Here is a 24,750-nt window from a genome sequence, read left to right as displayed (position 1 = left end):
CAAATGCCGATACAAGGGAAGCCACCCCATGACATTGCTGACGACCCGAGTCGCCCCGGAGTGGGTCGACTACAACGGACACATGAACGATGCCGAATATGCCAGGGTGTTCTCGCTGGCGGTGGATACGCTGATGGAGCGGATCGGGCTCGATGCCGAGGGACGCGAGCGCCTCGCCTATACCCTCTTCACCCTGGAGACCCATCTCTGCTACCGGCGCGAGGCCCACCAGGGACAGGAGCTGGCCGTCGAAGCCCTGCTGCTCGACCGCGATGCCAAGCGCCTGCATCTGTTCTTCACCATGCACGATGACGACGGCGAGCTGCTCGCCACCAGCGAGCAGATGCTGATGGGCATCGACAAGGATAGCCACCGTCCCGGCCCCTTCCCTCCTGCCGTGCTCCAAGCCATCGAGGCCTTGCCGCACGCAACAACTGGCAACTGGCCCCAGGCTGCCGGGCGACGCATCGGCATTCCGCACCATTGAGCAGGAGATCAGCCATACACCGTTTTTCCGTCATGGCAAAGAAAAAGGGAGGGTAAAATCCCTCCCATTCAATGGCCTTACGTACCGAACAGACGGAAACGCTACAGACAATCAGTTTGAGCCTTCGCCCCCATCGTCACCCTGATACGCCCCGGCCTGTTCGATATCACTCTGGCTATAGGGCACGATCATGATCCACTCCGGATCGATCCAGCCAAGGTCGGTAGGAATCCAGTAGCTGTCGGTATCCATGCCATCCGGATCGACGATGGCACTGGTGACCTGATTCTGCTCGTTCACCACCAGATCCTCGACTTCCGCATACGCCGCGCCTTCGACTTCCACGCCCATGCCGAGCATGCTCAAGGCGCTATACTGATCCTCACCGATCAGCTCCTGCGGTGAGCTTGCGACCGGCTGGTCGCCGAATTCAGAAGGCTGTTGGGCTATCGAAAGCAGTACATCGCTGGGCTCGAAGCGTAGCACCGGCCACTCCACGGTGCGAAAACCCCGGTCCACTTCATTGCCGTTGGAATAAACCAGCAGCGACTCGACCCTACCCTCGGCATCGAGTAGGACGTCAGCCACTTCACCGACTTCGGTCTTCTCGCCCGCGATCACGTCGTCGCCGAGCAGTTGACGCATCGTCCATGTCGATGCGGGGTCGCTGCGCTGGTTCTGCCAGTCATCCAGATTGCCGGGAGCCGCCAACGCCGTGAGAGGCAAGGCAGCGACACAGAGCGGAATATAGCGCTGTAAAACTGTCATGGCTCTCCTCCTGACTTCCTTGGGTTGAGAAACCGGACCTTCAAGGCAGGCCACCTTCGCCTACCGTTCGACTGCAGCACGCAATCCTTACCCTCCATGACGAGCGTAACCGCAGCATCGTGCTTAACTGAGCACACGGCTAAATGATACTTAGCAACAACGTAGAAACGTGAATCAAGGGCGTCAAACGTTCTTATTCCCTAGTGCTAAAGCCTGCTATGAGCTGGTTGCAGCCCGATGCGCCGCATCGACCACGATGAGCAGCAGGCTGCCGCCCACCAAAATCTGCATGACGGCCTCTCGGGCGATCTCATCGGAGAGACCTGCGCTCCGGGCATGCTCCAGCAACGATGACGGTGCCGGAAGTCGTACTGGCATTCCGCGGCGTTAAGGGGAGTTACAACTTGCTTTCCAGCTCCGGCAGGATCTCGAACAGATCGCCGACGAGACCATAGTCGGCGACCTGGAAGATCGGCGCCTCCTCGTCCTTGTTGATCGCCACGATCACCTTGGAGTCCTTCATCCCCGCCAGGTGCTGGATGGCCCCCGAAATACCCACGGCGATGTAGAGCTCCGGCGCGACGATCTTGCCGGTCTGCCCCACCTGCATGTCGTTGGGCACGAAGCCGGCGTCCACCGCGGCACGCGAGGCGCCGATGGCCGCGCCCAGCTTGTCGGCAATCCCGTCGAGCAGCTTGAAGTTCTCGCCGCTGCCCATGCCGCGACCGCCGGAGATGACCACTCGTGCCCCGCCCAGCTCGGGGCGGTCGCTCTGGGCCAGCTCCTGCTTGATGAAGGTGGACTGGCCATTCTCGGCCACGAACTCGACATTCTCGACGCTGGCGCTGCCGCCCTCTGCCACGGCATCGAACGCCGTGGTGCGCACGGTGATCACCTTGAGGCTGTCGGCGCTCTTGACCGTGGCGATGGCGTTGCCGGCGTAGATGGGACGCTTGAAGGTGTCGGCGTCGATCACCTCGAGGATCTCGGAGATCTGGCTGACGTCTTTGAGTGCGGCAACCCGCGGCAGCACGTTCTTGCCGGTGGTCGACGCGGCGGCCAACACGTGGCTGTAGTCGCCGGCGAGCTCGACCAGCAGCGCACCCATGGGCTCGGCGAGCTGGTGGGCGTAGGCCGCGTGATCGGCAACGCGCACCTTGCTCACGCCGTCGAGCTTGGCCGCCGCTTCGGCCACGGCGCCGACGTTCTCGCCCGCGACCAGGATGTCGATGTCACCCCCGATGGCCTTGGCCGCCGCGACGACGTGGGCGGTGGCGCCGGCGAGCTGGCCGTCGTGATGTTCTGCAAGTACCAGGATGCTCATGAAATCGGCTCCCCTCAAAGCACTTTGGCTTCGTTCTTGAGTTTGTCCACGAGCTCGTCGACGGAGCCCACCTTGATGCCGCCCTTGCGCTCGGCCGGCGATTCGACCTTCTCCAGCGTCAGCCGGCTCGCCACCTCGACGCCGAGGTCGGCCGGCGACTTGACGTCGAGCGGCTTCTTCTTGGCCTTCATGATGTCGGGCAACTTGGCGTAGCGCGGCTCGTTCAAGCGCAGGTCGGTGGTGACGATGGCCGGCAGGGTCAGCTCGACGGTCTGCAGGCCGCCGTCGATCTCGCGGGTCACCTGGACCTTGTCGTTCTCGACCTTAACCTCGGAGGCGAAGGTGCCCTGGGGCAGGCCGGCCAGCGCGGCCAGCATCTGGCCGGTCTGGTTGTTGTCGGTGTCGATCGCCTGCTTGCCGAGAATGACGAGACCGGGCTGCTCCTCTTCCATCACCTTGGCCAGCAGCTTGGCCGCGGCCAGCGACTCGACGCGCTCTTCGGTCTCGACATGCACGGCACGATCGGCACCCAGCGCCAGCGCGGTACGCAGTTGCTCCTGGGCGGCCTTGGGGCCGATGGTCACGGCGACCACCTCGGTGGCCACTCCCTTCTCCTTCAGTCGCACCGCCTCTTCCACGGCGATCTCGCAGAAGGGGTTCATGGCCATCTTGACGTTGGTGAGATCGACGTCGGAGTGATCCGCCTTGACGCGGATCTTGACGTTGTAGTCGATGACGCGTTTGACCGCGACGAGGATCTTCATTGCATACTCTCCAGACTCTTGATCGATTGTTTTCTTTTCGGGTGCAAAGCCTATCGTGAACCTGTCGCTGCCCGATGCGCCGCATCGAGGCCACGATGAATTGCCTGGCCGATGCCCTCATCCATCATCGTTCCCAGCCCCTTGGCCGTGGTGCCGTCATAGGCAATCAGCCGCTCCACCATGTCGCCGGGATCGGTACCCAACTGCTCCAGCAGCAGGCTGCCACCCACAAGGGTCTGCATGACGGCCTCTCGGGCGATCTCGTCGGACAGCCCCGCGCTCCTGGCGTGCTCCAGCATCGATTGGGCCAACAAGGCGGGATAAGCCGGCCCGGCACCGCTCAAGGCCGTCAGGTAATCGAGATCGTCCTCGCTGGAAAGCTCACGCGCCGTGCCACAACTCGCCAACAGCGCCTGGACGAGCCGCTTGTCATCATCGGAAACCTGCGGTGAGGCAAACCATGGAAAGTAGGCCCGACGGATCTCCGCCGCGGCGTTTGGCATGGCGCGCACCACCCGATTGCTTCCCACCTGGCTGGCGACTTCCTGCAAGGAGGCCATCGCCAGCAGCGAGACGACCAGCTTGTCGCTTACCTCAATGTCCAGGCCGGCAAGATCTTGCGGGCGCACGGAGAGTACGATGACGTCCGCCAGGGCAACCAGCTCATGGTTGGCCTTGACGCAACGCACCTTGGGCCAGTTGCGGTAAACCTCTCCTTGGCCGGTGCGCGAGGAAATCACCAGTCGATCCGGAGATATGACATTCCGCTCCAGCAGAGCGATGCCGAGCGCACGCCCCATCCAACCCTGCCCGCCGATGATCCCGACCACCGCATCATTATGCGACATGGTTTCACCTCCATTTATATAGGCTTACGTCCCGCCCCCAGGCGCTTCCTGTCGCTTCATGATGAGCTAACACGCTCAGGGTCTTTTCTATTCATGTACACTGCTGTACATTCGGATGACGAGTGTGTACATCCACAGCTGACAATGTCAAGCACACAACAAGAGGGAGACCCGACCATGGCCAACGACCCGCTGCTTCAGCCCTTCCAGCTCAAGCATCTCACTCTGAAGAACCGGATCATGATGACCTCTCACGAGCCGGCCTATCCTGAAGACGGGATGCCCAAGGCGCTCTATCGTGCCTATCATGTCGAGCGGGCCAAGGCCGGTATCGGCCTGACCATGACCGCCGGGTCCGCAGCGGTGGCCAAGGACAGCCCGCCAGTGTTCAATAACATCCTGGCCTACAAGGATGAGGTGGTGCCGTGGATGAAGGAACTCACCGACGCCTGCCATGAGCATGGCACGGCGGTGATGATCCAGCTGACTCACCTGGGCCGGCGCACCCGTTGGGACAAGGGCGACTGGCTGCCGGCGGTATCCCCCTCTCATCGTCGCGAAGCGTCCCACCGCGCCTACCCCAAGCAGGTCGAGGAGTGGGATATCGAGCGCCTGATCCGTGATTACGCCGACGCCGCCGAGCGCATGCACGCCGCCGGCCTCGACGGCATCGAGCTGATGGCCTATGGCCACCTGATGGACCAGTTCTGGTCACCGCTGACCAATACCCTCGATGAGCCCTACGGGGGCGATCTCGACAACCGCCTGCGCTTCACCTTCGATGTGCTGCGAGCCATTCGCCAACGGGTCGGTGAGGAATTCATTGTCGGCATGCGCTATACCGGCGACGAGATGCTGCCGGGCGGGCTGACGGCCAGCGACGGCATGGCGATCTCGCAGCGTCTGAAGGACAGCGGCCTGGTCGATTTCCTTAACGTGGTGCGCGGGCATATCGACACCGACCCGGGACTCACCGACGTGATTCCCATCCAGGGCATGCCCAGCGCTCCGCACCTGGACTTCGCCGGGGAGATCAAGCGCCAGGTCGATTTTCCCACCTTCCACGGCGCCAAGATCCAGGACGTCGCCACCGCCCGCCATGCCATCGCCTCGGGCAAGGTCGACATGGTCGGCATGACCCGCGCCCACATGGCCGATCCGCACATCGTGCGCAAGATCGTCGAAGGCCGTGAAGAAGAGATCCGCCCCTGCGTCGGCGCTAATTACTGTCTCGACCGTATCTACCAGGGCGGCGCTGCCTACTGCATTCACAACGCCGCCACCGGGCGTGAGACCACCATGCCCCACACCATCCCCAAGGCAGCGAACAAGCGCCGGGTGGTGATCATCGGTGCTGGCCCCGCAGGGCTGGAAGCTGCCCGCGTCGCCGGCGAGCGGGGCCATGAGGTGGTGGTGCTGGAAGCCGCCAGCGATGCCGGCGGACAAGTGCGTCTCACGGCGCAAAGTGAGCGTCGCCGCGAGATGATGGGCATCATCGACTGGCGCCTGGAACGCTGTGAGGCGCTCGGCGTCGAGATCCGCTACAACGTCTGGGCCGAGGTCGAGGACGTGCTCGCCGAAAAGCCGGACGTGGTAATCGTGGCCACCGGCGGCTACCCCATGGAAGACCAGCCCACTGTCGGACACGATCTGGTGGTCAACACCTGGGACATCCTGTCGGGCCACGTAGCGCCGGGCAGCCGGGTACTCCTGTTCGACGAAGCTGGCGATCATGCCGCCATGCAGGCAGCGGAGATCATCGCCGCCGCCGGCGCCGAACTCGAGATCATGACACCGGACCGCACCTTCTCGGCAGAAATCATGGCCATGAACCTGGTGCCATACATGCGCTCCCTGCAGCGGCCTAACGTCACCTTCACGCCCACTTACCGGCTGAAATCCGTGGAGCGCGACGGCAGCGAACTGCTTGCCAGGATTACCAGCGACTACGTACCCCCCGGCAAGCAGGACCTGAACTACGAACGGCGTATCGACCAGGTAGTAGTCAACTATGGCATTACGCCGATGGCTGATGTCTATTTCGAGCTCAAGCCGCACTCGAGCAACGGTGGCGAGGTGAACTACGAGGACCTGATCGTCGGCCGGCCCCAGGCCGTCGTCCGCAATTCGGGCGAAGGTTTCCAGCTGTTCCGGATCGGCGATGCGGTGTCGTCCCGCAACACCCATGCGGCGATCTACGACGCCTTGCGGCTGGTAAAGGATTTGTGATGCGAAAAGGCTGAAAATAGCTATATAGGCTCAACAGCTGGTTTGCTTAACTACAAGCGCATACCACTATCGACAAGTTCCAAAGGGGGCATGAAATGTCATTCAAGAGAACCATACACGCCATAGATACGCATGCAGGCGAACCTATGCGCGTCGTCACTGGTGGCATTCCCAACATACCCGGCAAGACGGTGCATGAAAAAATGGTATGGTTGCGGGAAAATGACGACCAACTGCGCAAGTTAATGCTCCGCGAGCCCCGTGGTTACCCTCCTCTCTGCTGCAATGTCATTGTACCCCCATGCCATCCCGAAGCCGATGCTGGCTATGTCATCATGGAGCAGATCGAATATCCGGTCATGTCTGGTGGCAACACTATATCCGTGGCAACGGTACTGCTCGAGATGGGGATGTTGCCGATGCAGGAGCCCGTTACGGAACTCATTCTCGAGGCACCGGCCGGGCTCATTCGCATCCGGGCAGAATGCAAGGATGGCAAGGTAAAAAACGTCACGTTCAGGAATGTACCTGCTTTTGCCGCTTATCTGGACACGGAGATAGACGTTCCCCATCTGGGCAAGGTGACTGTAGACGTAGGATGGGGAGGTATGTTCTATGTCATTGCCGATGTTCGCCAGTTCCCCTGGATAGAACTTACCCCCGAGCATGGCGCAGAAATCACACGGGTTTCGGCCATGATCAGGCAGGCAGCTATTGAACAATTGCCCGTCGAACATCCTGACTATCCAGGGATTGGCATTACGATCTCGCAGCTTTCCGGGCCGGCAAGCAGTCCAGACGCAGACTGGAAGAATGTCGTGACAGTGGCGTCTGGGGATTTCGATTGGGACAAGCCCAGCACCTGGACAGGAGCCATCGACCGCTGCCCGTGCGGGACGGGAACATGCGCAAAAATGGCAGTCCTTCATGCCAAGGGCGAGCTACGGTTGAATCAAGATTTTCGCCACCAGGGAATCCTGGGCAATGTGTTCACGGGCAGGCTGGTAGAAGAAACGACGATTGGCCAAAAGAAAGCGGTGGTTCCTACCATTTCGGGAACGAGCTGGATTTACGGGATCAATACGTACGTACTGGATAACGACGACCCTTTCACAGAAGGATTCTGTGTGAAGGACATATGGGCCTGAGTGAAAGGAGCCGTCGCCTACCCATCCGCCGCTTACAAGAAGCGGCGGATCTTCTCAAGCACTACCGCGTCGATGTTAATCCGCCCCTCATCCGAACTACTGCTTCGTACTGGGCGACGGTTGGGCGCATAGGTGCCACCACGTTCGGCGATTCGGTCAAGATGCTGGGTCAGGCGGGTGGAAAAACGATCGTCAATAGCAGTGGGTTGAATCGCAATGATCGTCAAACCAGCGTCGATCACCTGATTGCCGTTCTGGAAATCCGGCATGTCGAGTGACCATGAGGCACCGGATAATCCAGCAGCAAGGCACTCGACCATCAGCGCCACGTTGGCACCTTTCATACCGCCAAATGCCAAGAGTGCGCCGCGCAGTCCGGCTGCTGCATCGGTGGTCACCTTGCCTGTCTCGTCGATCGCCCAGCCTTCGGGAATCTTTCGCCCCTCTTCCGCCGCTTTTACCAGGTTGACGAAGGCCGTTGCACTGGATGCCTGGTCGATGACCAGCGGTGCGTCAACATCGGCCAAGGGGGCGGCAAACGCCATCGGGTTGGTACCGAAAACGACTTTGCCACTGGGGGAGCCCACCACCACGGCCGGACTGTTGGACACGGCAAGAGCGATCACGCCCTCCAGAGCAAGACGGCGTACATAGTAGCCCAATTCACCGGTGGTATAGCTGTTGCCTTGGGTGAAAATCGTAACGCCCAGTTTTCTGGTGTTCTCGATGAGCGACGGCATTGCCAAATCGAAGCCGAGTTGCGCAATTCCTCCATTCGCATCCGAGTGGATGATGGCAGCCAGAGGTGAATTAATCTTCGGCTCTGCTTCCGTGTTAATGCGTCCCTCACGAAAACCGGAAAGATAATCCAGAAGATGAGGAAATCCGACACCTGGATGTCCGAAAAGTGCCGCTGAAACTGTCGCCTTCGCCAAGGAACTTGCGGTGGCCTGGTTGGCGCCTACAGCGAGACAGGCCTGCTCAGCCAACGCCTCGGCATCATGGGTAGAAAGTGTTTTCTGGCTCAAGGAAAGATACCTCACATGTTCTTTAATGTCGTCTTTCGGAACCGCCCCCAGAAGGTGAGTTTATTTCCAATTCTGGACGGCTCACCGTATGAAGCTCCCCGAACGTTGGAAACTAAATCACAACATTCGGGGTACAGCCCAGAGGAGCGAGGATCAATACTGAAAAACCCTCAGAAACCGATTAACTCACGTAGCCAAACAGCTTAGGCAGGAAAAGTGACAATGCCGGCCAGTAGGTGGTGATCAGCATCACGGGCAAGGCAGCCAGCAGCATGAAGCTGAAGGCGGGCCGTATGACCTGCGACATTCCAACCCGGCCAATGCGGCAGCTCATGAACAGGATGGGCGCCATGGGCGGGCTATTGCAGCCAATCACGACGCTGGTACCCACGATGGCAGCAAAATGCACCGGATGCACACCGATACTCTCCATAACCGGCAGCAGCAGAGGGCTAAGGATGGCGACGACACTCACGTCATCCATGATCATTCCCATCAGGATCAAGAATACATTCACCATGAGTAGAATCAGCAATTTGTTCTGAAATAGCTCAAGCAACAGCTCGGTCAGTTGCTGAGGCACGCGCTCGAAGGTGAAGATACGACTGGCCACGAAGGAAAAGAGCAGAATAATCATGATGACGCCTGTCGTCGTGGCGGCATGAATAAAACTCTGCGCCAAGGCCTTCAGATCCAGGTCGCGATAGACGAACAGGCCTACGGGTATGGCGTAGACGACGGCAATGGCAGCCGCCTCGGTGGGCGTGAAGATACCGCCGTAGATGCCGCCCAGAATGATGACCGGTAGCATCAGCGCGGGGAGGGCTTTCCAGCCGGTACTGCCGATATTGCGGAACCGCTTACTCAACGTGATTGGCTCTGGGCTGTAAGCAGGATTGTTGCGCATTTTGATAGCATTGATCACACAAAGAAATATGATCAGCAAAATGCCCGGACCGATGGTAGCCAAGAATACGGCCGCAACGGATTGCCGCGTTACCACGGCATACAGAATCATGGTGATGCTGGGCGGAATCAACAGGCCGAGCAGCGATGATATACCGACCAAGGCGGTGGAATAGGGTCGACTATATCCGTGCTTTTCCATCGGGTCGATCATGATGGTGCCAATCGAGGCCACCGCAGCCGAGGCAGTCCCTGAAATTGCCCCAAACACTCCGCAGGCCATCACCATGGAGGTTCCCATTCCACTACGGGACGAGCCAACAATTGCTTCGACAAAACGTATTAGACGGGCGGCAATTCCCCCGGACTGCATCAAATATCCAGTCATGATGAACAAAGGCAGGGCCAGCAAGATGATGGAATTGATGGACCAAAACCCTGTTGTCATCAAGGATGATATATTGACATCGTAGGCTAGAGCGAGAACGAGAGTCATAGCCGCGAATGAAAACACGACCGGCACGCCTATGACCATTAACACTATGACAGCACCTATCGCTAACAAGGCACCCATGGGCTTCTCCGATTATTGTCAAGGGATTCTCTTTACGCGAGATTCCTTAATGGGCCGCAGCTTTAGCTTTCAAGACTAGCTTGCTGACATCATGAACGAAATCCCGGAGCACGTAGAGCAGAAGAAAAACACTCGCAACGAGAAGGCTCGCCTGTGAAAAATATTGTGGGATGCCGAACACAGGTGTCACTTGACCTTTCTCGAACCCCCAGGAAAAAATACTGTAACTCCAGCGAACGAAGAAAACTGCCAATAGCAACGACAGGGTCGTGGCGACAAGATTCATCGTGCTGTGCAAGACTTCATTGTCGGAAAAGGCCTGAAAAAAATCAGCACTGAGATGTGTCCTTTCCCTGGAGGCCAAGGCCGCACCAAGCATATATAGCCACATGGCAGCCATCAAAACTAATTCTTCAAGGCCAAATACTTGAATGCCTAGCAGCGCCCGAAACAGGATGCCACCTACCATGGCAAAAGCAATGAAAAGACCCAGTACCGTCACGGCAACTTTAATGACAAAAGCGAACACATTGTCGATGCGAGACAACAACTCTAAAATCTTCATGTTTTTACCCCAAAGGTATTTAACATGAAGTGGACCTCGTCAGAAGGAGCCACTTCATGTCACCCGACAGGTATTATTTACTGGGGTTCTGATGCATGTTCACGAACAGCGCTCATGACCTCTTCCCCCAGGGATTCTTCAGCCTCGACCCAAACGCTCTCGCGGACGCGCTCGACCCAGGCGGCCATCTCTTCTTCGGAAGGCACGATATATTCCATTCCATCTTCCTGGGCCTTCTGGATCCACTTTTCATCCTCGGCCCTGGCATTCTCGAACTGCTCATTAACGACGACTTCCACGGCATCCGCGATGATACCGCGATCTTCTTCGTCGAGCTCGTTCCAGGATTCCTGATTCATCAGGAAAGTATAGAAAGAGAAGTTGTGCTTGGAGTGGACGAAGTAGTCGAGCAAATCGTTGAAGTAAGTATAATCCCAGTAGATCACATTACTGGAATCACCATCGACGACTCCTGTTTGAATGGAGGTATAGACTTCTGACCAGTCGATGGGGACGGCCTGGAATCCCATGGCCTGTATCGTCTGAGGCAGCGGGAAGATGGGCTGCGAGCGAAGCTTGATTCCCTGCGCATCCTCATAGTTGGTCGCATAAGTGTCCTTGGTGGCAATACCACCAAAACCTTCCGGGAATGGTCCCAGGTATTCCAGGCCGACATCCGAGAGGATGGGGCCGATGACCTCCGACACCCAGCCGTCCTTGCCATAGGCTTCCAGCGCTTCTTCCCAGCCCAAGGTCAGGTAGGGCAACTGTAGTACGCCAAGCCGCTCATCGTAGGAGGTTTGCGGCCAGCCAAGGAAGAGATCGATATTTCCCATGACCAGCTGATCGAAGAGCTCCTGCGGTCCACCAATCTCCCCCTGATAGAAGACGTTAATGGTAATCCTGCCATCAGATTTCTCTGCGACGAGATCCGAGATTCTCTTGACCGCCATACCTTGAGGGGATTCCCGGTCACCCGACTCAGTGACCATATTAAGCTTTAACTCCTGATCGCTTGCCCAAGTAGAAGCGGAAAAACCAAGAGTGGCGATAACAGAGACTGCAGCCATGCTCGTGAAAATTTTCTTTGAGCATTTTACTTTCATCACACATCTCCAGCGATATTTTATAGTTGGGATTCATCTCTTACTTGGTCAATCGATCACGACCAAGCATTCTTTCAAGCTATAGCTGTAGCAAAGGTAATGGAAACGACTTTTCTTCCGTACAAAACAAAACCTGAAGTTATGGTTGATACACGTCATCGTGCGCTGCCCCGAGCAATCGTCCCACGCCGGCCGGTGAAAGACGATTTCCCTTCAGGATCATATAGTTAGTTATCTCCGAGTCAGGACAGCTGGATCCAGGTCGTCTTGAGTTCGCAGTACTGGTCGTGGGCGAAGACCGACTTGTCCCGGCCACCGAAGCCAGACTGCTTGTAGCCGCCGAAGGGTGTGGTGATGTCTCCCTCCGAGAAGCAGTTGACGGAGACGGTGCCTGCCCGAATCGCTGCAGCCATGCGATGCACCGTGTTGAGATCGTCACTCCACAGCGAGGCTGCCAGGCCATAGCAGGTATCATTGGCGATGGTGATGGCCTCCTCCTCGGTGTCGAACGGAATGATCGCCAGCACCGGGCCGAAAATCTCGTCCCGGGCCACAGCGGCATCAGGCGGCACGTTGTCGAAGACCGTCGGAGCAACGAAATAGCCGCCGTTCTCTTCCCGCAGCCGCACGCCACCGGTCACCAGGGTTAGCCCATCGGCCTTGGCCCGCTCGATATGTCCCAGTACCTTGTCCATGTGGTCTTTCTCGATCAGCGCACCGAGATTGATGTCGGGATCCAACGGATCGCCGGTGACCCACTCCTCATCGAGCTGGCGCTGGAGCTCGTCGATCAAGTCATCCTTGATGGAGCGGTGCACGATCAGACGCGAACCCGCCGAACAGTTCTCGCCCATGTTCCAGAACGCAGCTGCCAGGACGTTGTCCGCCACTGTCTTGAGGTCGCTCACGTCAGGCATGACCACCTGCGGATTCTTACCCCCGCACTCCAGCACGATTCGCTTGAGGTTGCTGGCCGCCGAGTATTCGAGGAAGCGACGGCCGATTTCGGTGGAACCGGTGAATGCAACCAGGTCGATATCCGGGTGCAAGCCAATGGCCTTGCCGGCCACATGACCAAGCCCCGGCACGACGTTCAACACGCCGGCCGGAATGCCGGCCTCATGCGCTAGCTCGGCTAGCCGCAGGGTGCTGAGGGAGGTCAGCTCGGCAGGCTTGAGCACTACGCTGTTACCCGTGGCCAGGGCCGGCCCCAGTTTCCAGCCCGCCATCATGGCGGGGAAGTTCCACGGCAGCACTGCACCCACTACACCGATCGGCTCGCGGGTGACCGTGGCCACCACGCCTTTGGCGGTAGGCGCGACGGCGTCATAGAGCTTGTCAACGGCTTCGGCATGCCAGCGAATGGTGTTGGCGGTATCGGGAATATCGACGTTGAAGCACTCACTGATCGGCTTGCCCGCCTCGAGGGATTCGAGAACGGCCAGTTCTAGGCAGTGCTCCTCGATCAAGTCGGCGAAGCGCTGCATGGTGGCCTTGCGCTCGGCGGGTGCGAGGCCCGACCAGACGCCGGCCTCGAAGGCACGACGGGCAGCCTGGACCGCGAGGTCCACATCGGCGGAATCGCAGGCGGCGACTCGCGTCAAGCACTCCCCTGTGGCTGGATTGAGTGTCTCGAGCGTTTCGCCGGAACTCGCGGGAACGAAGCGGCCGTCGATGAAGGCCAGGTTGCGGTACTCGAGTCGCTCGACCTGGCTCTTGATGGCCTCCCGCGTCAGGTTCTCGGACATTGTTATTCTCCTCGTGTGGGTGGGTCAGAGTTCGGTTCCGGCTTGCCACTCCTTCCAGGCAAGGGTTGAACGCACCCCTATACCGAGCAGTGGCTCGGGGGGGGTTGACTGTGGCTTGGGCTGCTCCAGCATGATGTCGAGCAGTTCGCTCTCGATCCCGAGTGCGTACTCGGCGATCAATTTTCCGGAGATCGTGCCGCGCGTCAGGCCCAGTCCGTTCTGGCAAACGGCACTGTAGACGCCAGGGGCGATCTCGCCGAACGGCGTGCCTCCATTGCGGGTCAGGCACAGCGCGCCTCCCCAGGTGTACTCCAGCTCGACGTTCCGCAGCATGGGGAAGCGTTTTTCGAAGGAGCGGTGATGGATGGCACGCACTCGTGCCAGCCGGTTTTCGCAGGTGCTGACATTCGGGTTGTAGGTAAAGCAATTGCGAATGCAAATGCGCCCGTCGCCCATGCGCCGCACCGTTGTGCCCATGGGATCGGCCGGTATCAAGCCCCAGCACGCCTCGCCACCTAGGGCCGCCTGCTCTTGCGCGTCGAGGGGGCGGGTCAGGCTGCCGTAGGTGTAGACGGGTAGAAGCCGGCCCTTGAGCCCGAGCTGGCCGAACTGAGCGGCATAGGCGTTATTGGCCAGCACCATTCGAGGAGCCTTGAGTCGCCCCCGGTCGGTGATCAACGTATGTGGCCGGCCGATCTCGATTTCGCGGACGGGGCTGTCTTCGTACAGACGTACGTTTTCCGGCAGGCTGGCCGCGAGCCCGCGGACCAGCGCAGCCGGCTGTACCAGAACGGCACCGGGCGCGTGCAATCCGGCACGATAGAAGTCGGTGCCGGTTATTACCTTCATCTCGCGGGCATCGAGTTCGCGATAGGGCTCGCCGAGAGCTGACAAGCCCTTGGCGAACGTCTCCAAGGCCTGCACCCCGCGCCCCTCTACCGCGCCGTGCAGCTTGCCCTGCTCACGCCAGTCGCACTCGATGGAATGCTGCCGAACGATCGAGCGCATGAAATCGATCGCCCCCCGATTGAGACGGATGAGCTTGCGGTCGGCAGACTGATCACCGGTGTAGCTGTGCGAGTTCAGGTCATGCGGCAAGTCCACCATGAAGCCAGAGTTCCGGCCGGCGGCGCCAAAGCCGACACGCTTTGCATCGATGACAGCGATGGCGGCGTTCGGCTGCAGCTCGGCCAGCCGTCGTGCTGCGGCCAGGCCGGCCAGGCCTGCCCCCAGCACCACCCAATCGGCCTTGACCTCGCCCCTGAGCGGTGTCGATGCGGGCGGCGGCGGCAGTATCTCGTACCAGCCGCAACGGCCATCGTTCTGGGGCAGGAAACGACATTTCAGCTGCATGGATCGAATCTCCGGCGCCGGATGTCAGCCGCGGTGTTGCACCAAGGCGTCATAGGTGCGCTGGAAGCTGGTTTTCTCAGCTTCGCTAAGCGGCATGAGCGGAGCCCGTGCCGGTCCTACCGGTAGGCCGGCCAGCTCGCAGCCATGCTTGATGTACTGGCAGAACTTTCCACCCTGCTCGAGCAAGTTCAGCATCGGCAGCAGGCGAGCGGCGAGCTCACGACCGGTGACGAAATCCTGTTCGACGACACAGGCCTGGTACAACGCCACGTGTTCCGGGGCCAGGAAGTTGGAGGCGCCCCCGACCCAGCTGCGTGCCCCCCAGACGAAGAATTCCAGTACCTGATCGTCCATGCCGCAGCTCAGCTGGAGCTGGCCGGAGAACTCGTTGGCCAGGGCGTGCATGCGCTCGATCGAGCCGGTGCTCTCCTTGATGGCCTGAATGTTCGGACGGTCGCGCAAGGCCTCGATGAACTCGAGGCTCATGGGGGTGCCGGTACGGTCAGGGAAGTTGTAGAGCATGGTCGGCATATCGAGGGCATCGTCGATACGCTGGACGTGCGTGAGCAGCTCATCCTGGGTCGGCTGGCAGTAATAGGGAGCCGCCACCAGGATGGCATCGAAACCTGCAGCCTTGGCATGGCGACCGAGCTCCAGGCTGTCCTCGGTGGTCGTGGCATTGATGCCCGCCATGATCGGGATGCGCCCCTTGGCATGACCTGCGACGAAATCGAAGACCTGCTTGCGCTCATCCTTGCTCAACGCATAATACTCGCCTGTCGTACCGCCAATAATCAGGCCATGCACCCCCTGGCCGGCCAAGGTGTCGATTACCTTGCCCAGCGTTTCAAGCTCAATGGCGCCATCTTCGGCGAAGGGTGTTACGACAGGGGTCCAGATACCATCGAAGTTCATGAAAGCACCTTTGTGATTATTCATGGGGAAGAACAAGCGTTAGAAATGATGTTACGCGGGCAACTCTGCCTCGAAGAAGCAACATTTAATCCCGGAAAAGCATGACTAGATGTTATGCTCATACCTTCGTAGCAGGGCGGCACACGGCTCCGACAGGTCAACTAGCATATGACGACACACACCGATCCCGATCAGAAGCTGCTCAAGATGCCATCGCTGCGCGCGGTGAGATCCTTCGTGGCGGCAGCCAAATATCAGAACTTCACTCGTGCTGCCGAGGCACTATGCGTTACACAGGCGGCCATCAGCCGACAGATCCGTGAACTCGAAAGCCACCTTGGAACGCCCCTGTTCAAGCGATCAGGACGTTCGGTCGAATTGACCAAAGCCGGTTCTATTTTCTTCGATGCTGCACAATTGTCCTTCATTAATATTGCCCAGGCCGCAGAACGCATTCAGAAGGACCATGGCAGCAGTGCCCGGCGCACCCTCACGCTTTGCTGTTCTCCCGCCTTTTCGGCACTGTGGATGTCACACCGGCTGCCCAGCTTCTTCAGTGATAACCCGGACATAGATCTCAACCTGGTCACGACTCAGAACTTCCTGACCATGGAACCGGGGGTCAATCCAGACATCTTCATCACCAAGATGTCGCGAGTCCGAGATGGCTACATTAGCATTCCGTTATTTCACGATCGCATCTATCCAGTGTGTACCCCGAGTTACCTCAAGGCCCATCCAGAGATCCATACTCTTGAGGGTCTGCGGGATGGCGTGCTGCTAAACCTGAGCCCGTATGGTCGCTCTCAGGTGGCTGAACACGTGGATTGGGGGGTATGGCTCGCCATTCATCACCTGGATATTGAAGATCGCCAGCCCCAAGGACCCCATTATTTCAACGCCAACGATTACAACCTGCTGATCCAGATGGTGCTCAATGGACAGGGCGTCGCCTTGGGCTGGGACCATCTCGTCGGCCCACTGGTCGACCAAGGCCTGTTGATAAAACCCGTTGAGCAAGAGGTCGTGCTGGAAGAGACGCACCACTATATGGCCTACCGTGAGGACAAGGGAGACGAAGAGGCCATGATTCGCTTCCGGAAATGGTTCCTGCAGCAGAGCGGGGTGACACAGTAACCCACTTCTGCTCCTGAACGGACCCGATAGGCCACTTGGGCCGGCTCGGCTCGATCAAGACCGCCCTTACTGACACGCCTACCCGCTCAGGCCAGGGCCAGTGTGTCTATGTGTACATTTTCCATACACCTGTGTACACTTTATCTTTTCGCTGGCGCCAAGCTGCTGCGCTGAGCCCTGGATGAGGGAGAGCATCTCGATGCCACCTGGCAACGATAGCAACACCAAGTGGAAGGGCTCCCGCGAGGCCTGGCTCGATGCCGCCTTCGAACTGCTGCTCGAGTCCGGTGTCGACAGCGTGCGGATTCTGCCACTGGCCAAGCGGCTCGACGTCTCGCGCACCAGCTTCTACTGGTTCTTCAAGGATCGCGAGGCGCTGCTCGATGCCCTGGTCGAGCGCTGGCGGGAGAAGAATACCCAGGGACTGGTGCGCCAGACCGAGGCCTATGCCGAAACCATCGTCGAGGCGATCCTCAACGTGTTCGACTGTTGGCTGGATCCCGAGCTGTTCGACTCCCAGCTAGAGTTCGCCATGCGCAGCTGGGCGCTGCAGTCGGATGAGGTGGCCAAGGAAATCGACATGGCCGACGAGGCGCGCATCGAAGCGCTGACGCAAATGTTCGAGCGCTACGGCTATGAGCCGCTGGCGGCCAACGTTCGCGGACGCACCATCTACCTCACCCAGATCGGCTACATCTCGATGAAGACCCAGGAAGCCCTCAAGGTTCGCATGCAGCGCATCCCCGCCTATGTCGAGATCTTCACCGGGCAACCGCCACGCCCCCAGGAGCTGCAGCGCTTCCAAGCCCGACATGGCTATGCCTTGGAAACCGCCGACTAGCGCGGTGTCAGTGCTTCATCGCCGAATAATTGCTGGACAAGAAAGCTGAACGCCAGCGCCTGCATATGGGCGCGCTGACGATTGTCGGCTGCGCCGCCATGGCCGCCCTCGATGTTCTCGTAATAGAGCGCCCGATGTCCCTGCTCGACCATGCGCGCCATCATCTTGCGCGCGTGCCCCGGGTGGACGCGGTCGTCGCGGGTGCTGGTCATCAGCAGCATGGGCGGATACTCGGCCGCGGGGTCGAGGTTGTGGTAGGGCGAATAGTCGCGCAGGAACTTCCAGTCGTCGCTCTCGGGATCGCCGTACTCTGCCATCCACGAGGCGCCAGCCAGCAGCAAATGGTAGCGGCGCATGTCGAGCAGCGGTACCTGGCACACCACGGCGCCGAGCAGCTGCGGGTATCGGGTGAGCATGTTGCCCACCAGCAGGCCGCCGTTGGAGCCACCCTGAATGCCCAGCCGCTGCGGCGAGGTGACGCCGCGCTCGATGAGATCCTCCGCTACCGCGGCAAAGTCCTCGAAGGCCTTGTGGCGCTTCTCGCGCAGCGCCGCCTGGTGCCAGCGCGGGCCGTACTCGCCGCCGCCGCGAATGTTGGCAACCACGTAGACGCCGCCCTGGCTGAGCCAGGCGCGCCCTACCCCGGGGCTATAGCCGGGCAGCAGCGGCACCTCGAAGCCACCGTAGCCGTAGAGCAGGGTCGGATGATCGCCGCTTGGCTCGAGGCCGTGCCGCGCCACCTGGAAGTAGGGCACCGGCGTGCCGTCCTGGCTGGTAGCGAAGTGCTGGGTGACCTCGAGGCCCTCGGCGTCGAACAGCCCCGGGGCCTGCTTCAGCGTTTCCAGTTCCTCGCCGACCCGGCCATGCAACAGCGTGGTCGGCGTCAGGTAGTCGCTGACGACGACGAACACCTCGTCGCTCTCCTCGTCGTCCACCGCACTGACGCTGACGCTGCCGAGCGTCGGTACGCCGGTCATCGGCTCGGGCTGCCATTGCCCCGCTTCCGGCGTCAGCACATAGAGCCGGTGCTTGACGTCGTCGAGCACGTTGAGGATCAGGTGGCGGCAGGTCCAGGTGACGTCCGAGAGCGAGGTGCGCTCGGTGGGGGTGAACAGCACGCGCAACTCGCGCTTGCCGGCCATGAAGGCGTCGAAGTCGGTGATCAGCAGCGCGCCGGCGGGATGGGTGGTGCCATCGACTTCCCAGGGTTCGCGCAGCTCGATCATCAGCCACTCGCGGTGCACCTGCTTGTGGGCCGAGTTGGGCACCTCGATGCGGCGCAGGCTGCCGTCGGCCTCGCGCAGGTAGAGTTCGTTGTCGTAGAAGGCCCGGGCGCGGCTGACGAAGTCGCGCTCGAATCCCGGCGTCGGGTCGTGCCCCGCGCCCACCGCCATGTCGTCGGGCTCGCCCTCGAATACCGTCTCGGCCTCGGCCATCGACGTGCCGCGCTGCCACTGCTTGACGATGCGCGGGTAGCCGGAACTGGTCATCGAGCCTTCGCCGAAGTCGGTCTGGACATAGACCGTGTCGCGGTCGATCCAGCCCAGGCCGCCCTTGGCCTCGGGACGGTAGAAACCCGGCTCGACCCAACGTTTTTCGACCAGATCGAACTCGCGGGTGACGTTGGCGTCGGCGCCGCCGCGGGAGAGCGACACCAAGCAGTGGCGCCAGGGCGCGTCGGGCGATTCAGGGCGCAGGCAATGGGCGCCATGCCACACCCAGTTCTCGCCCTCCTCGGCGTTGAGCGCGTCGAGGTCGATCAGCACCTCCCACTCGGGCCGCGCCTTGCGGTATTCAGCCAGACTGGTGCGCCGCCATAGCCCGCGGGGGTGGTCGCGGTCCTGCCAGAAGTTATAGAAGTACTCGCCGCGCTTGACCACGAAGGGGATGCGGTCGTCGGCCTCGAGGATCGCCTGCAGATCGTCGCGCAGCTCGCTGAAGCCTGGCGCATCGGCGAGCCTGGCCTGGCTCTCGGCATTGCGCTCCTCGACCCACGCCAGGGCGCGCTCGCCTTCGACCTCCTCCAGCCACTGGTAAGGGTCGTGCTCGTCGTGCGGGGCAGCCATGTGGATCTCCTGGTGGGCAGTCGTTTAGCCCACCAAGCTAGCGCTCTCCAGCAGCGGACTCAAACAAAAAGGTTCAGCTTTGACTTCCACAGAGAGAGACCTTGCGGTTAGCCACTTTGCGCTCTTCGCTCGGGGCGATACCTCGATGGCGACGGTAGGCCCGCGAGAAGCTCGAGACATCCGAGAATCCAAGATCGAGGGCTATCTCGCTAATCGAGCGACGCGTATGACGTAACCAGTGGCAAGCCCAACTCAAGCGTCGACGCATCACGTACTGCTGCGGGGTAATTCCAAACTGACGTTGGAAAAGCACATGAAGTTGGCTCTGCCCGAGGTGAATGGCATCGGCTAAAGCTTGATTGTCTGGAGGCAGAGCCAGTCGTTCATCGATGACGGCATCGATCGTCGTGACGCAAAGGCGACCATTCTTGAGCGTCTCCAAATCACTTTGCATCAGTAACTGGCTGAATTGGCTCACGAACAAGACAGCCAATTGATGGCTGACCAAGGCACGCTGTTCGCAAGTGTGGGCCAGCTTCACTTGACCGGCAGCCAACTCCACCATTGGGATAAGGGATGGCGGCAGGCTGACGGACCGAGGGGTGGCAAACAGGGATTCGCGCAGGTCCAGTGCGCAACTCCTTTCCAGCGCCGCCAGGCATGGATCCTCGGCATCCAGGTCGATGACCAGAACCTCGCAGTCGTCGCCTCGCCCCAGGTAGAGGTGGGGCTCGTTCGGCGGAAGGATGGCCGCTTGTCCCAGTACGAGGTGCTCCCCACCCCGGCTGAATTCGTAATCCATGGTGCCGCGCCAGCCCAGCATCAGTTGTGGATGCGCATGGAGGTGCTCGCCGCTGCGACGTGCGATCGGATTGCAGCGAGCTTGTGTCTGGTGCATAGCGGTGAGCCTCTAGGAGATCGAGAGCAGAGCCTCGAACAACGACATCGGAGCCAGGGTCAAGAATTCGGGATAGTGATCTGCCTAGACTGGCGATTCAACATCGTTGAAACGAGGCTGACATGATTCTCAATGCCGAGCAAGTGACCAAGGCGCTTCCCTGGGGCGCCTTGGTGGATGCCCTTTCCGATATCTTTACCCGTACCGTCCATTCACCTGTGCGCCACCATCACCATATGCACGTGCCCAGCGACCCCGAGGCCACCCTGCTGCTGATGCCGGCCTGGCTGGAGGGAGAGTATCTGGGAGTCAAGCAGGTCAACGTCTTCCCAGGCAACAGCGCGCGCGGCGAGCCCGGCCTGAGTAGCCACTACCTGCTGAGCTGTGCCCGTACCGGGCGCCATCTGGCCCAATTGGAGGGCAACGAACTCACTGCGCGCCGGACGGCCGCGGCTTCGGCGCTGGCGGCACGCTACCTCGCGCGCGCGGATGCCGACGAACTGCTGATGGTGGGCGCGGGGCGCATGGGGCGTCGCCTGATACCGGCCCACCGCGCCATACGCCCTATCCAGCGGGTGCGCATATGGGATATCCGTGAGGAGTCGGCTCATGCCCTGGCGGAGGAACTCCGCACCGAAGGGATCGATGCCCAGGCGGTACCTGCAGACGGCCTGGCCGCAGCTGCTGGCCGGGCCGACATCATCAGCTGTGCCACCCTGAGCCGCGACCCGCTGATCCGGGGCGAATGGCTCACGCCCGGTACGCACCTGGATCTGGTCGGCAGCTTCACACCGTTCATGCGTGAAGCGGATAACGAGGTCATGCGCCGCGGGGCCATTTTCGTCGATACCCGTGAGGGGGCGCTCAGCGAGACCGGCGACCTGATAGATCCGCTGGACAGTGGCGTGATAGATGAAAGCGACATCCTCGCCGATTTTCCCGATCTCTGCGCAGGTCGACATGCGGGACGCCAAGAGCTGACCGATCCCGACCGGGCCATCACCGTGTTCAAGTCAGTGGGTGCCTCGGTGGAGGATCTGGCAGCCGCCATCCTGGCCTATGAGCGCTGCACAGAAGAGCCCTGAACCTGCGCCTGCCTTATACCCAAGCCTCCTGATACAACGACAACAGGGTGGGTCGATACCTGCCCGGGAAACGCACAAGAATGAAAGACTATACGGCTCCCGCCATCCCCGTACCGAGCCTGCCGCTGGCACTGATTCCCATCGTGCTGACCATTGCGCTGCTCGGCATACAGATCTTCTACTACGACGACTTCACCCCTCACATTCCGTTGGCCATCGGCTTCGGCATTACCGCTGTGGTGGGATGGCTGCAAGGCTATCGCTGGAAGGACATCGAGAGCGGTGCCTTTCGCGTGCTCCACGTGGCGATGCCCTCCATCGCGACCCTGATCATCGTCGGCATGCTGGTCGGCACCTGGATCGCCAGCGGCACCGTGCCGATGCTGATCTACCTGGGCCTCGAGCTGATCAACCCGAGCTGGTTCCTGGCCGCGGCCATGCTTATGTGTTCCATGGTCTCATTGGCTATCGGCTCCTCCTGGACCACCGTAGGTACCGTGGGCCTGGCCCTGATCGGCATCGGCGATGCCTTCGGCGTGCCCATCTACTGGACCGCCGGCGCGGTGGTCTCAGGGGCCTTCTTCGGCGACAAGATTTCGCCCCTGTCCGATACCACCAACCTGTCGCCTGCGGTAACCGAGACCAATATCTTCGACCACATCCGCTACATGATGCCGACCACCGTTCCTGCCATGCTGATCGCCCTGGCAATCTATGCAATGGCCGGCGGTGCCGAGGCCGGCGCGGGCGATGCGCTGGAGCGCATCGACGCCATCAAGCAAGGGCTGTCGGCAAGCTTCGAGATGGGCCTCTGGCAGCTGCTGCCGCTGGTAGTGGTCATCGGCCTGGCCTTCTTCAAGGTCGCACCGATACCGGCCCTGTTCACCGGGGTGATGCTGGGTGGCGGCGTGGCCATCCTCTCCCAGGGAGCAACTATTCACGATGCCCTGACCTTTGCCCATAGCGGCTTCGTCATCGAAACCGGCGCCGCGACCCTGGACAGCCTGCTCAACCGTGGCGGCGTGACCTCGATGACCTGGGTCGTGACCCTGATGATGTTCGCCCTGGCCTACGGCGGTGCCCTGGAGCGCACTCGATGCCTGGAAGCCATCGTCGATGCCATCATGAAGCGCCTGAAGAGCTTCCGCGGACTGCAGACCAGCGCCATCATGACCTCCATCGCCACCAACGTGGTGTCCGGTGACGTTTACCTTTCCATCGCCCTGCCGGGTCGCATGTACAAGCCGGCCTATGATCGCATGGGCTACTCGCGGCTGAACCTGTCCCGCGCCATTGAGGAGGGCGGAACCCTCGTCTCGCCACTTGTTCCCTGGAACGCAGGCGGCGCTTTCGTGATGGGTGCCCTCGGCTTGACCGTGGCCGGCGGTGACTTCAGCCAGCTGCTCTACATCCCGCTGGCGTTCGCCTGCTGGCTGTCGCCCATGATCGGTATTCTCTACGCTCAGTTGGGTTGGTTCTCCCGACGCGCCGAGCCAGAGTCCGATACCCGGACGACAACCGATTACCGGGCCGTGCCGGCCATGGAGGAGCGTGAATGAACCAGGCTGACACTGGCACCCGTGCTGCCGTGGTAGGTGCCGGCGTCGTGGGCATGACCGCCGCGCTGGCCCTCCAGCAGCGCGGCCTGTCGGTGACGGTGCTGGACCCCCAGGGGCCGGGAGGGGGAGCTTCCTCCGGCAATGCCGGCTTCCTGGCCACGGAACTGATCGATCCGCTATCGACTCCTGCGATGCTGCGTAAGGCGCCGCGGCTTTGGCTGGATCCCCACGGCGCCGTGGCGTTGCCGCTGCGCTACGTGCCCAGGTTGCTGCCCTGGCTGGCGCGCTTCATTTCCGCGGCCCGTTCCACCCAGGTGACCCAGGGTCGCCAGGCGTTGGCAACCCTCAACGGAGCGGCCGTGGCTGCCTGGCGGCGCTGTCTGATCGATATCGGCGCCGAGGAAGAACTGGTGGCCTCGGGTTACCTGCTGATCTGGGAATCCGGCAAGGGGCGCGCCGAAGCGAGGCGCCACATGGAGCACCTGCAGCGTTGGGGCCACGAGGTGGAGTGGCTCGAAGCGGAACAGATCCGCGCGCGTGAGCCAGGGCTTTCGGGCCGACTGAGCCATGGTCTCTATTTTCCCGGCGCCCACCAGGTGCGAGACCCGCTCGTCCTGGTGCGTCGCCTGGCACAAGCATTCGAGGCTCGAGGGGGCGAGATACGTCGCGCCCGGGTCGAGCGCCTGGTGCCCGCGCCCGACGGTGTGACACTGAAAACGGCCGAAGGGAACCTGGCCTTTGGTCAAGTGGTGGTGGCGGCGGGCGCCTGGAGTCACCACCTGGCCAGAGGCGTGGGTCTCGACGTGCCGTTGGAAACCGAGCGTGGCTATCACCTGACCCTGCCGAGGCGGGGGCAGGCACTGCGGCAACCGGTCGGTTCCGCCGAGCGCCGCTGCGTGATGACGCCGATGAGTTGCGGCCTGCGGGTGGTCGGCTTCACCGAACTCGGGGGGCTCTCGCTGGCACCGATCAAGCGCCGTTATGCATCGCTGCGCCGCCATACCGGCCGGCTATTGGCGGACGCAACGGGACTCGATGCCTCAACGGAGTGGATGGGCTTTCGCCCGACGCTGCCCGATTCGCTGCCGGTCATCGATACCCATCCCGACTACCCGAGGATTCACTTTGCCTTCGGACACCAGCATCTCGGGCTGACCCAGGCAGCAATCACGGCGGAACTCGTAACGGCGCTGGTGTCGGGAACCACGCCAGCGCTGGAGCTGGCGCCTTACCGGGTGACGCGCTTCCAGCGACCCATGGGGCAAACGCAAGTTGCGCGTCAACCCACGGCCTAGGCTGGAACAGAAATCGTTGAAAACAAGTTAATTTAGCTGTCGAGTCTGGCTGGGCCATCAGGCGTAATAACCTTCTGACAAGACGATAGCATCCCGGATTGGCGTC

At 60.8% G+C, this 24,750-nt stretch carries 21 protein-coding genes; 8 read left to right on the top strand and 13 right to left on the bottom strand.

Features of this window, described 5'->3' with window-relative positions:
- Positions 1-28: 28 nt before the first annotated feature.
- Positions 29-487, top strand: coding sequence for a thioesterase family protein (locus HNO53_RS01300; RefSeq protein ID WP_209475586.1), 459 nt, complete (start codon positions 29-31; stop codon positions 485-487).
- 111 nt (positions 488-598) lie between these two features.
- Here the strand turns inward: HNO53_RS01300 and HNO53_RS01295 are convergent, their stop codons facing one another.
- The 4 genes from HNO53_RS01295 to HNO53_RS01280 form a co-directional block, all read right to left on the bottom strand.
- Positions 599-1,255 (bottom strand): PRC-barrel domain-containing protein, encoded by a 657-nt coding sequence (locus HNO53_RS01295; protein ID WP_209475584.1) that lies wholly within the window; start codon positions 1,253-1,255, stop codon positions 599-601.
- A gap of 397 nt (positions 1,256-1,652) precedes the next feature.
- Positions 1,653-2,579 (bottom strand): electron transfer flavoprotein subunit alpha/FixB family protein, encoded by a 927-nt coding sequence (locus tag HNO53_RS01290; RefSeq protein ID WP_209475582.1) that lies wholly within the window; start codon positions 2,577-2,579, stop codon positions 1,653-1,655.
- A gap of 14 nt (positions 2,580-2,593) precedes the next feature.
- On the bottom strand, positions 2,594-3,343 hold the full coding sequence (locus HNO53_RS01285) for an electron transfer flavoprotein subunit beta/FixA family protein (protein ID WP_209475580.1): 750 nt from the start codon (positions 3,341-3,343) through the stop codon (positions 2,594-2,596).
- A gap of 50 nt (positions 3,344-3,393) precedes the next feature.
- The gene (locus tag HNO53_RS01280) at positions 3,394-4,191 is read right to left on the bottom strand and encodes a pyrroline-5-carboxylate reductase family protein (RefSeq protein WP_209475578.1); all 798 of its coding nucleotides are present in this window, start codon (positions 4,189-4,191) and stop codon (positions 3,394-3,396) included.
- A gap of 177 nt (positions 4,192-4,368) precedes the next feature.
- Between HNO53_RS01280 and HNO53_RS01275 the strand changes: the two genes are divergently transcribed.
- Both HNO53_RS01275 and HNO53_RS01270 read left to right on the top strand, forming a co-directional pair.
- Complete coding sequence (locus tag HNO53_RS01275; RefSeq protein ID WP_209475576.1) at positions 4,369-6,420, top strand: NADH:flavin oxidoreductase; 2,052 nt, start codon at positions 4,369-4,371, stop codon at positions 6,418-6,420.
- Positions 6,421-6,515: 95 nt separating this feature from the next.
- On the top strand, positions 6,516-7,568 hold the full coding sequence (locus HNO53_RS01270) for a proline racemase family protein (RefSeq protein WP_209475573.1): 1,053 nt from the start codon (positions 6,516-6,518) through the stop codon (positions 7,566-7,568).
- Positions 7,569-7,600: 32 nt separating this feature from the next.
- Here the strand turns inward: HNO53_RS01270 and HNO53_RS01265 are convergent, their stop codons facing one another.
- The 7 genes from HNO53_RS01265 to dapA all read right to left on the bottom strand — a co-directional run bounded on the left by HNO53_RS01265 (position 7,601) and on the right by dapA (position 15,763).
- Positions 7,601-8,596, bottom strand: a complete 996-nt coding sequence (locus HNO53_RS01265) for an Ldh family oxidoreductase (RefSeq protein ID WP_209475571.1) — start codon at positions 8,594-8,596, stop codon at positions 7,601-7,603.
- Positions 8,597-8,777: 181 nt separating this feature from the next.
- Entirely contained in the window at positions 8,778-10,076 is a 1,299-nt protein-coding gene (locus HNO53_RS01260; RefSeq protein WP_209475570.1) for a TRAP transporter large permease, read from the bottom strand.
- 46 nt (positions 10,077-10,122) lie between these two features.
- Positions 10,123-10,641: a TRAP transporter small permease gene (locus tag HNO53_RS01255; protein WP_209475568.1), complete on the bottom strand. Its 519-nt coding sequence runs from the start codon at positions 10,639-10,641 to the stop codon at positions 10,123-10,125.
- Between the two features lie 77 nt (positions 10,642-10,718).
- Positions 10,719-11,747, bottom strand: coding sequence for a TRAP transporter substrate-binding protein DctP (gene dctP / locus HNO53_RS01250; RefSeq protein WP_242597510.1), 1,029 nt, complete (start codon positions 11,745-11,747; stop codon positions 10,719-10,721).
- Between the two features lie 242 nt (positions 11,748-11,989).
- Positions 11,990-13,495, bottom strand: coding sequence for an aldehyde dehydrogenase (locus tag HNO53_RS01245; protein WP_209475567.1), 1,506 nt, complete (start codon positions 13,493-13,495; stop codon positions 11,990-11,992).
- A 24-nt stretch (positions 13,496-13,519) separates the two neighbouring features.
- Positions 13,520-14,848, bottom strand: coding sequence for an NAD(P)/FAD-dependent oxidoreductase (locus HNO53_RS01240; protein ID WP_209475565.1), 1,329 nt, complete (start codon positions 14,846-14,848; stop codon positions 13,520-13,522).
- 24 nt (positions 14,849-14,872) lie between these two features.
- A complete protein-coding gene (gene dapA, locus HNO53_RS01235) occupies positions 14,873-15,763 on the bottom strand; it encodes a 4-hydroxy-tetrahydrodipicolinate synthase (protein ID WP_209475563.1) in 891 nt (296 codons plus the stop codon).
- Between the two features lie 168 nt (positions 15,764-15,931).
- Between dapA and HNO53_RS01230 the strand changes: the two genes are divergently transcribed.
- Both HNO53_RS01230 and HNO53_RS01225 read left to right on the top strand, forming a co-directional pair.
- On the top strand, positions 15,932-16,900 hold the full coding sequence (locus HNO53_RS01230) for a LysR substrate-binding domain-containing protein (RefSeq protein ID WP_209475561.1): 969 nt from the start codon (positions 15,932-15,934) through the stop codon (positions 16,898-16,900).
- A 199-nt stretch (positions 16,901-17,099) separates the two neighbouring features.
- Positions 17,100-17,741: a TetR/AcrR family transcriptional regulator gene (locus HNO53_RS01225; protein WP_209475559.1), complete on the top strand. Its 642-nt coding sequence runs from the start codon at positions 17,100-17,102 to the stop codon at positions 17,739-17,741.
- On the opposite strand, the gene HNO53_RS01220 is transcribed toward HNO53_RS01225, so the two are convergent.
- Together HNO53_RS01220 and HNO53_RS01215 are read right to left on the bottom strand one after the other, a co-directional pair.
- On the bottom strand, positions 17,738-19,807 hold the full coding sequence (locus tag HNO53_RS01220) for a prolyl oligopeptidase family serine peptidase (protein ID WP_209475557.1): 2,070 nt from the start codon (positions 19,805-19,807) through the stop codon (positions 17,738-17,740). The two genes, HNO53_RS01225 and HNO53_RS01220, sit on opposite strands and share 4 nt — an antisense overlap.
- Positions 19,808-19,880: 73 nt before the next feature.
- Positions 19,881-20,705 (bottom strand): helix-turn-helix transcriptional regulator, encoded by an 825-nt coding sequence (locus HNO53_RS01215; protein ID WP_209475556.1) that lies wholly within the window; start codon positions 20,703-20,705, stop codon positions 19,881-19,883.
- 122 nt (positions 20,706-20,827) lie between these two features.
- Between HNO53_RS01215 and lhpI the strand changes: the two genes are divergently transcribed.
- The 3 genes from lhpI to HNO53_RS01200 all read left to right on the top strand — a co-directional run bounded on the left by lhpI (position 20,828) and on the right by HNO53_RS01200 (position 24,644).
- Entirely contained in the window at positions 20,828-21,790 is a 963-nt protein-coding gene (gene lhpI / locus HNO53_RS01210) for a bifunctional Delta(1)-pyrroline-2-carboxylate/Delta(1)-piperideine-2-carboxylate reductase (RefSeq protein ID WP_209475554.1), read from the top strand.
- An 80-nt stretch (positions 21,791-21,870) separates the two neighbouring features.
- Positions 21,871-23,349, top strand: coding sequence for a Na+/H+ antiporter NhaC (nhaC, locus tag HNO53_RS01205; RefSeq protein WP_209475552.1), 1,479 nt, complete (start codon positions 21,871-21,873; stop codon positions 23,347-23,349).
- Positions 23,346-24,644 carry an NAD(P)/FAD-dependent oxidoreductase gene (locus tag HNO53_RS01200; RefSeq protein ID WP_209475550.1) on the top strand — a complete coding sequence of 433 codons (1,299 nt, stop codon included), beginning with the start codon at positions 23,346-23,348 and terminating at the stop codon, positions 24,642-24,644. The genes nhaC and HNO53_RS01200 overlap by 4 nt, the downstream gene beginning before the upstream one ends.
- Positions 24,645-24,750 lie beyond the last annotated feature (106 nt).

Source organism: Billgrantia antri (genome assembly GCF_017868935.1).
Lineage (GTDB): Bacteria > Pseudomonadota > Gammaproteobacteria > Pseudomonadales > Halomonadaceae > Halomonas > Halomonas antri.
The sequence above is the reverse complement of the archived record's forward strand: the minus strand, read 5'-3'. Positions and strand labels throughout refer to the sequence as shown.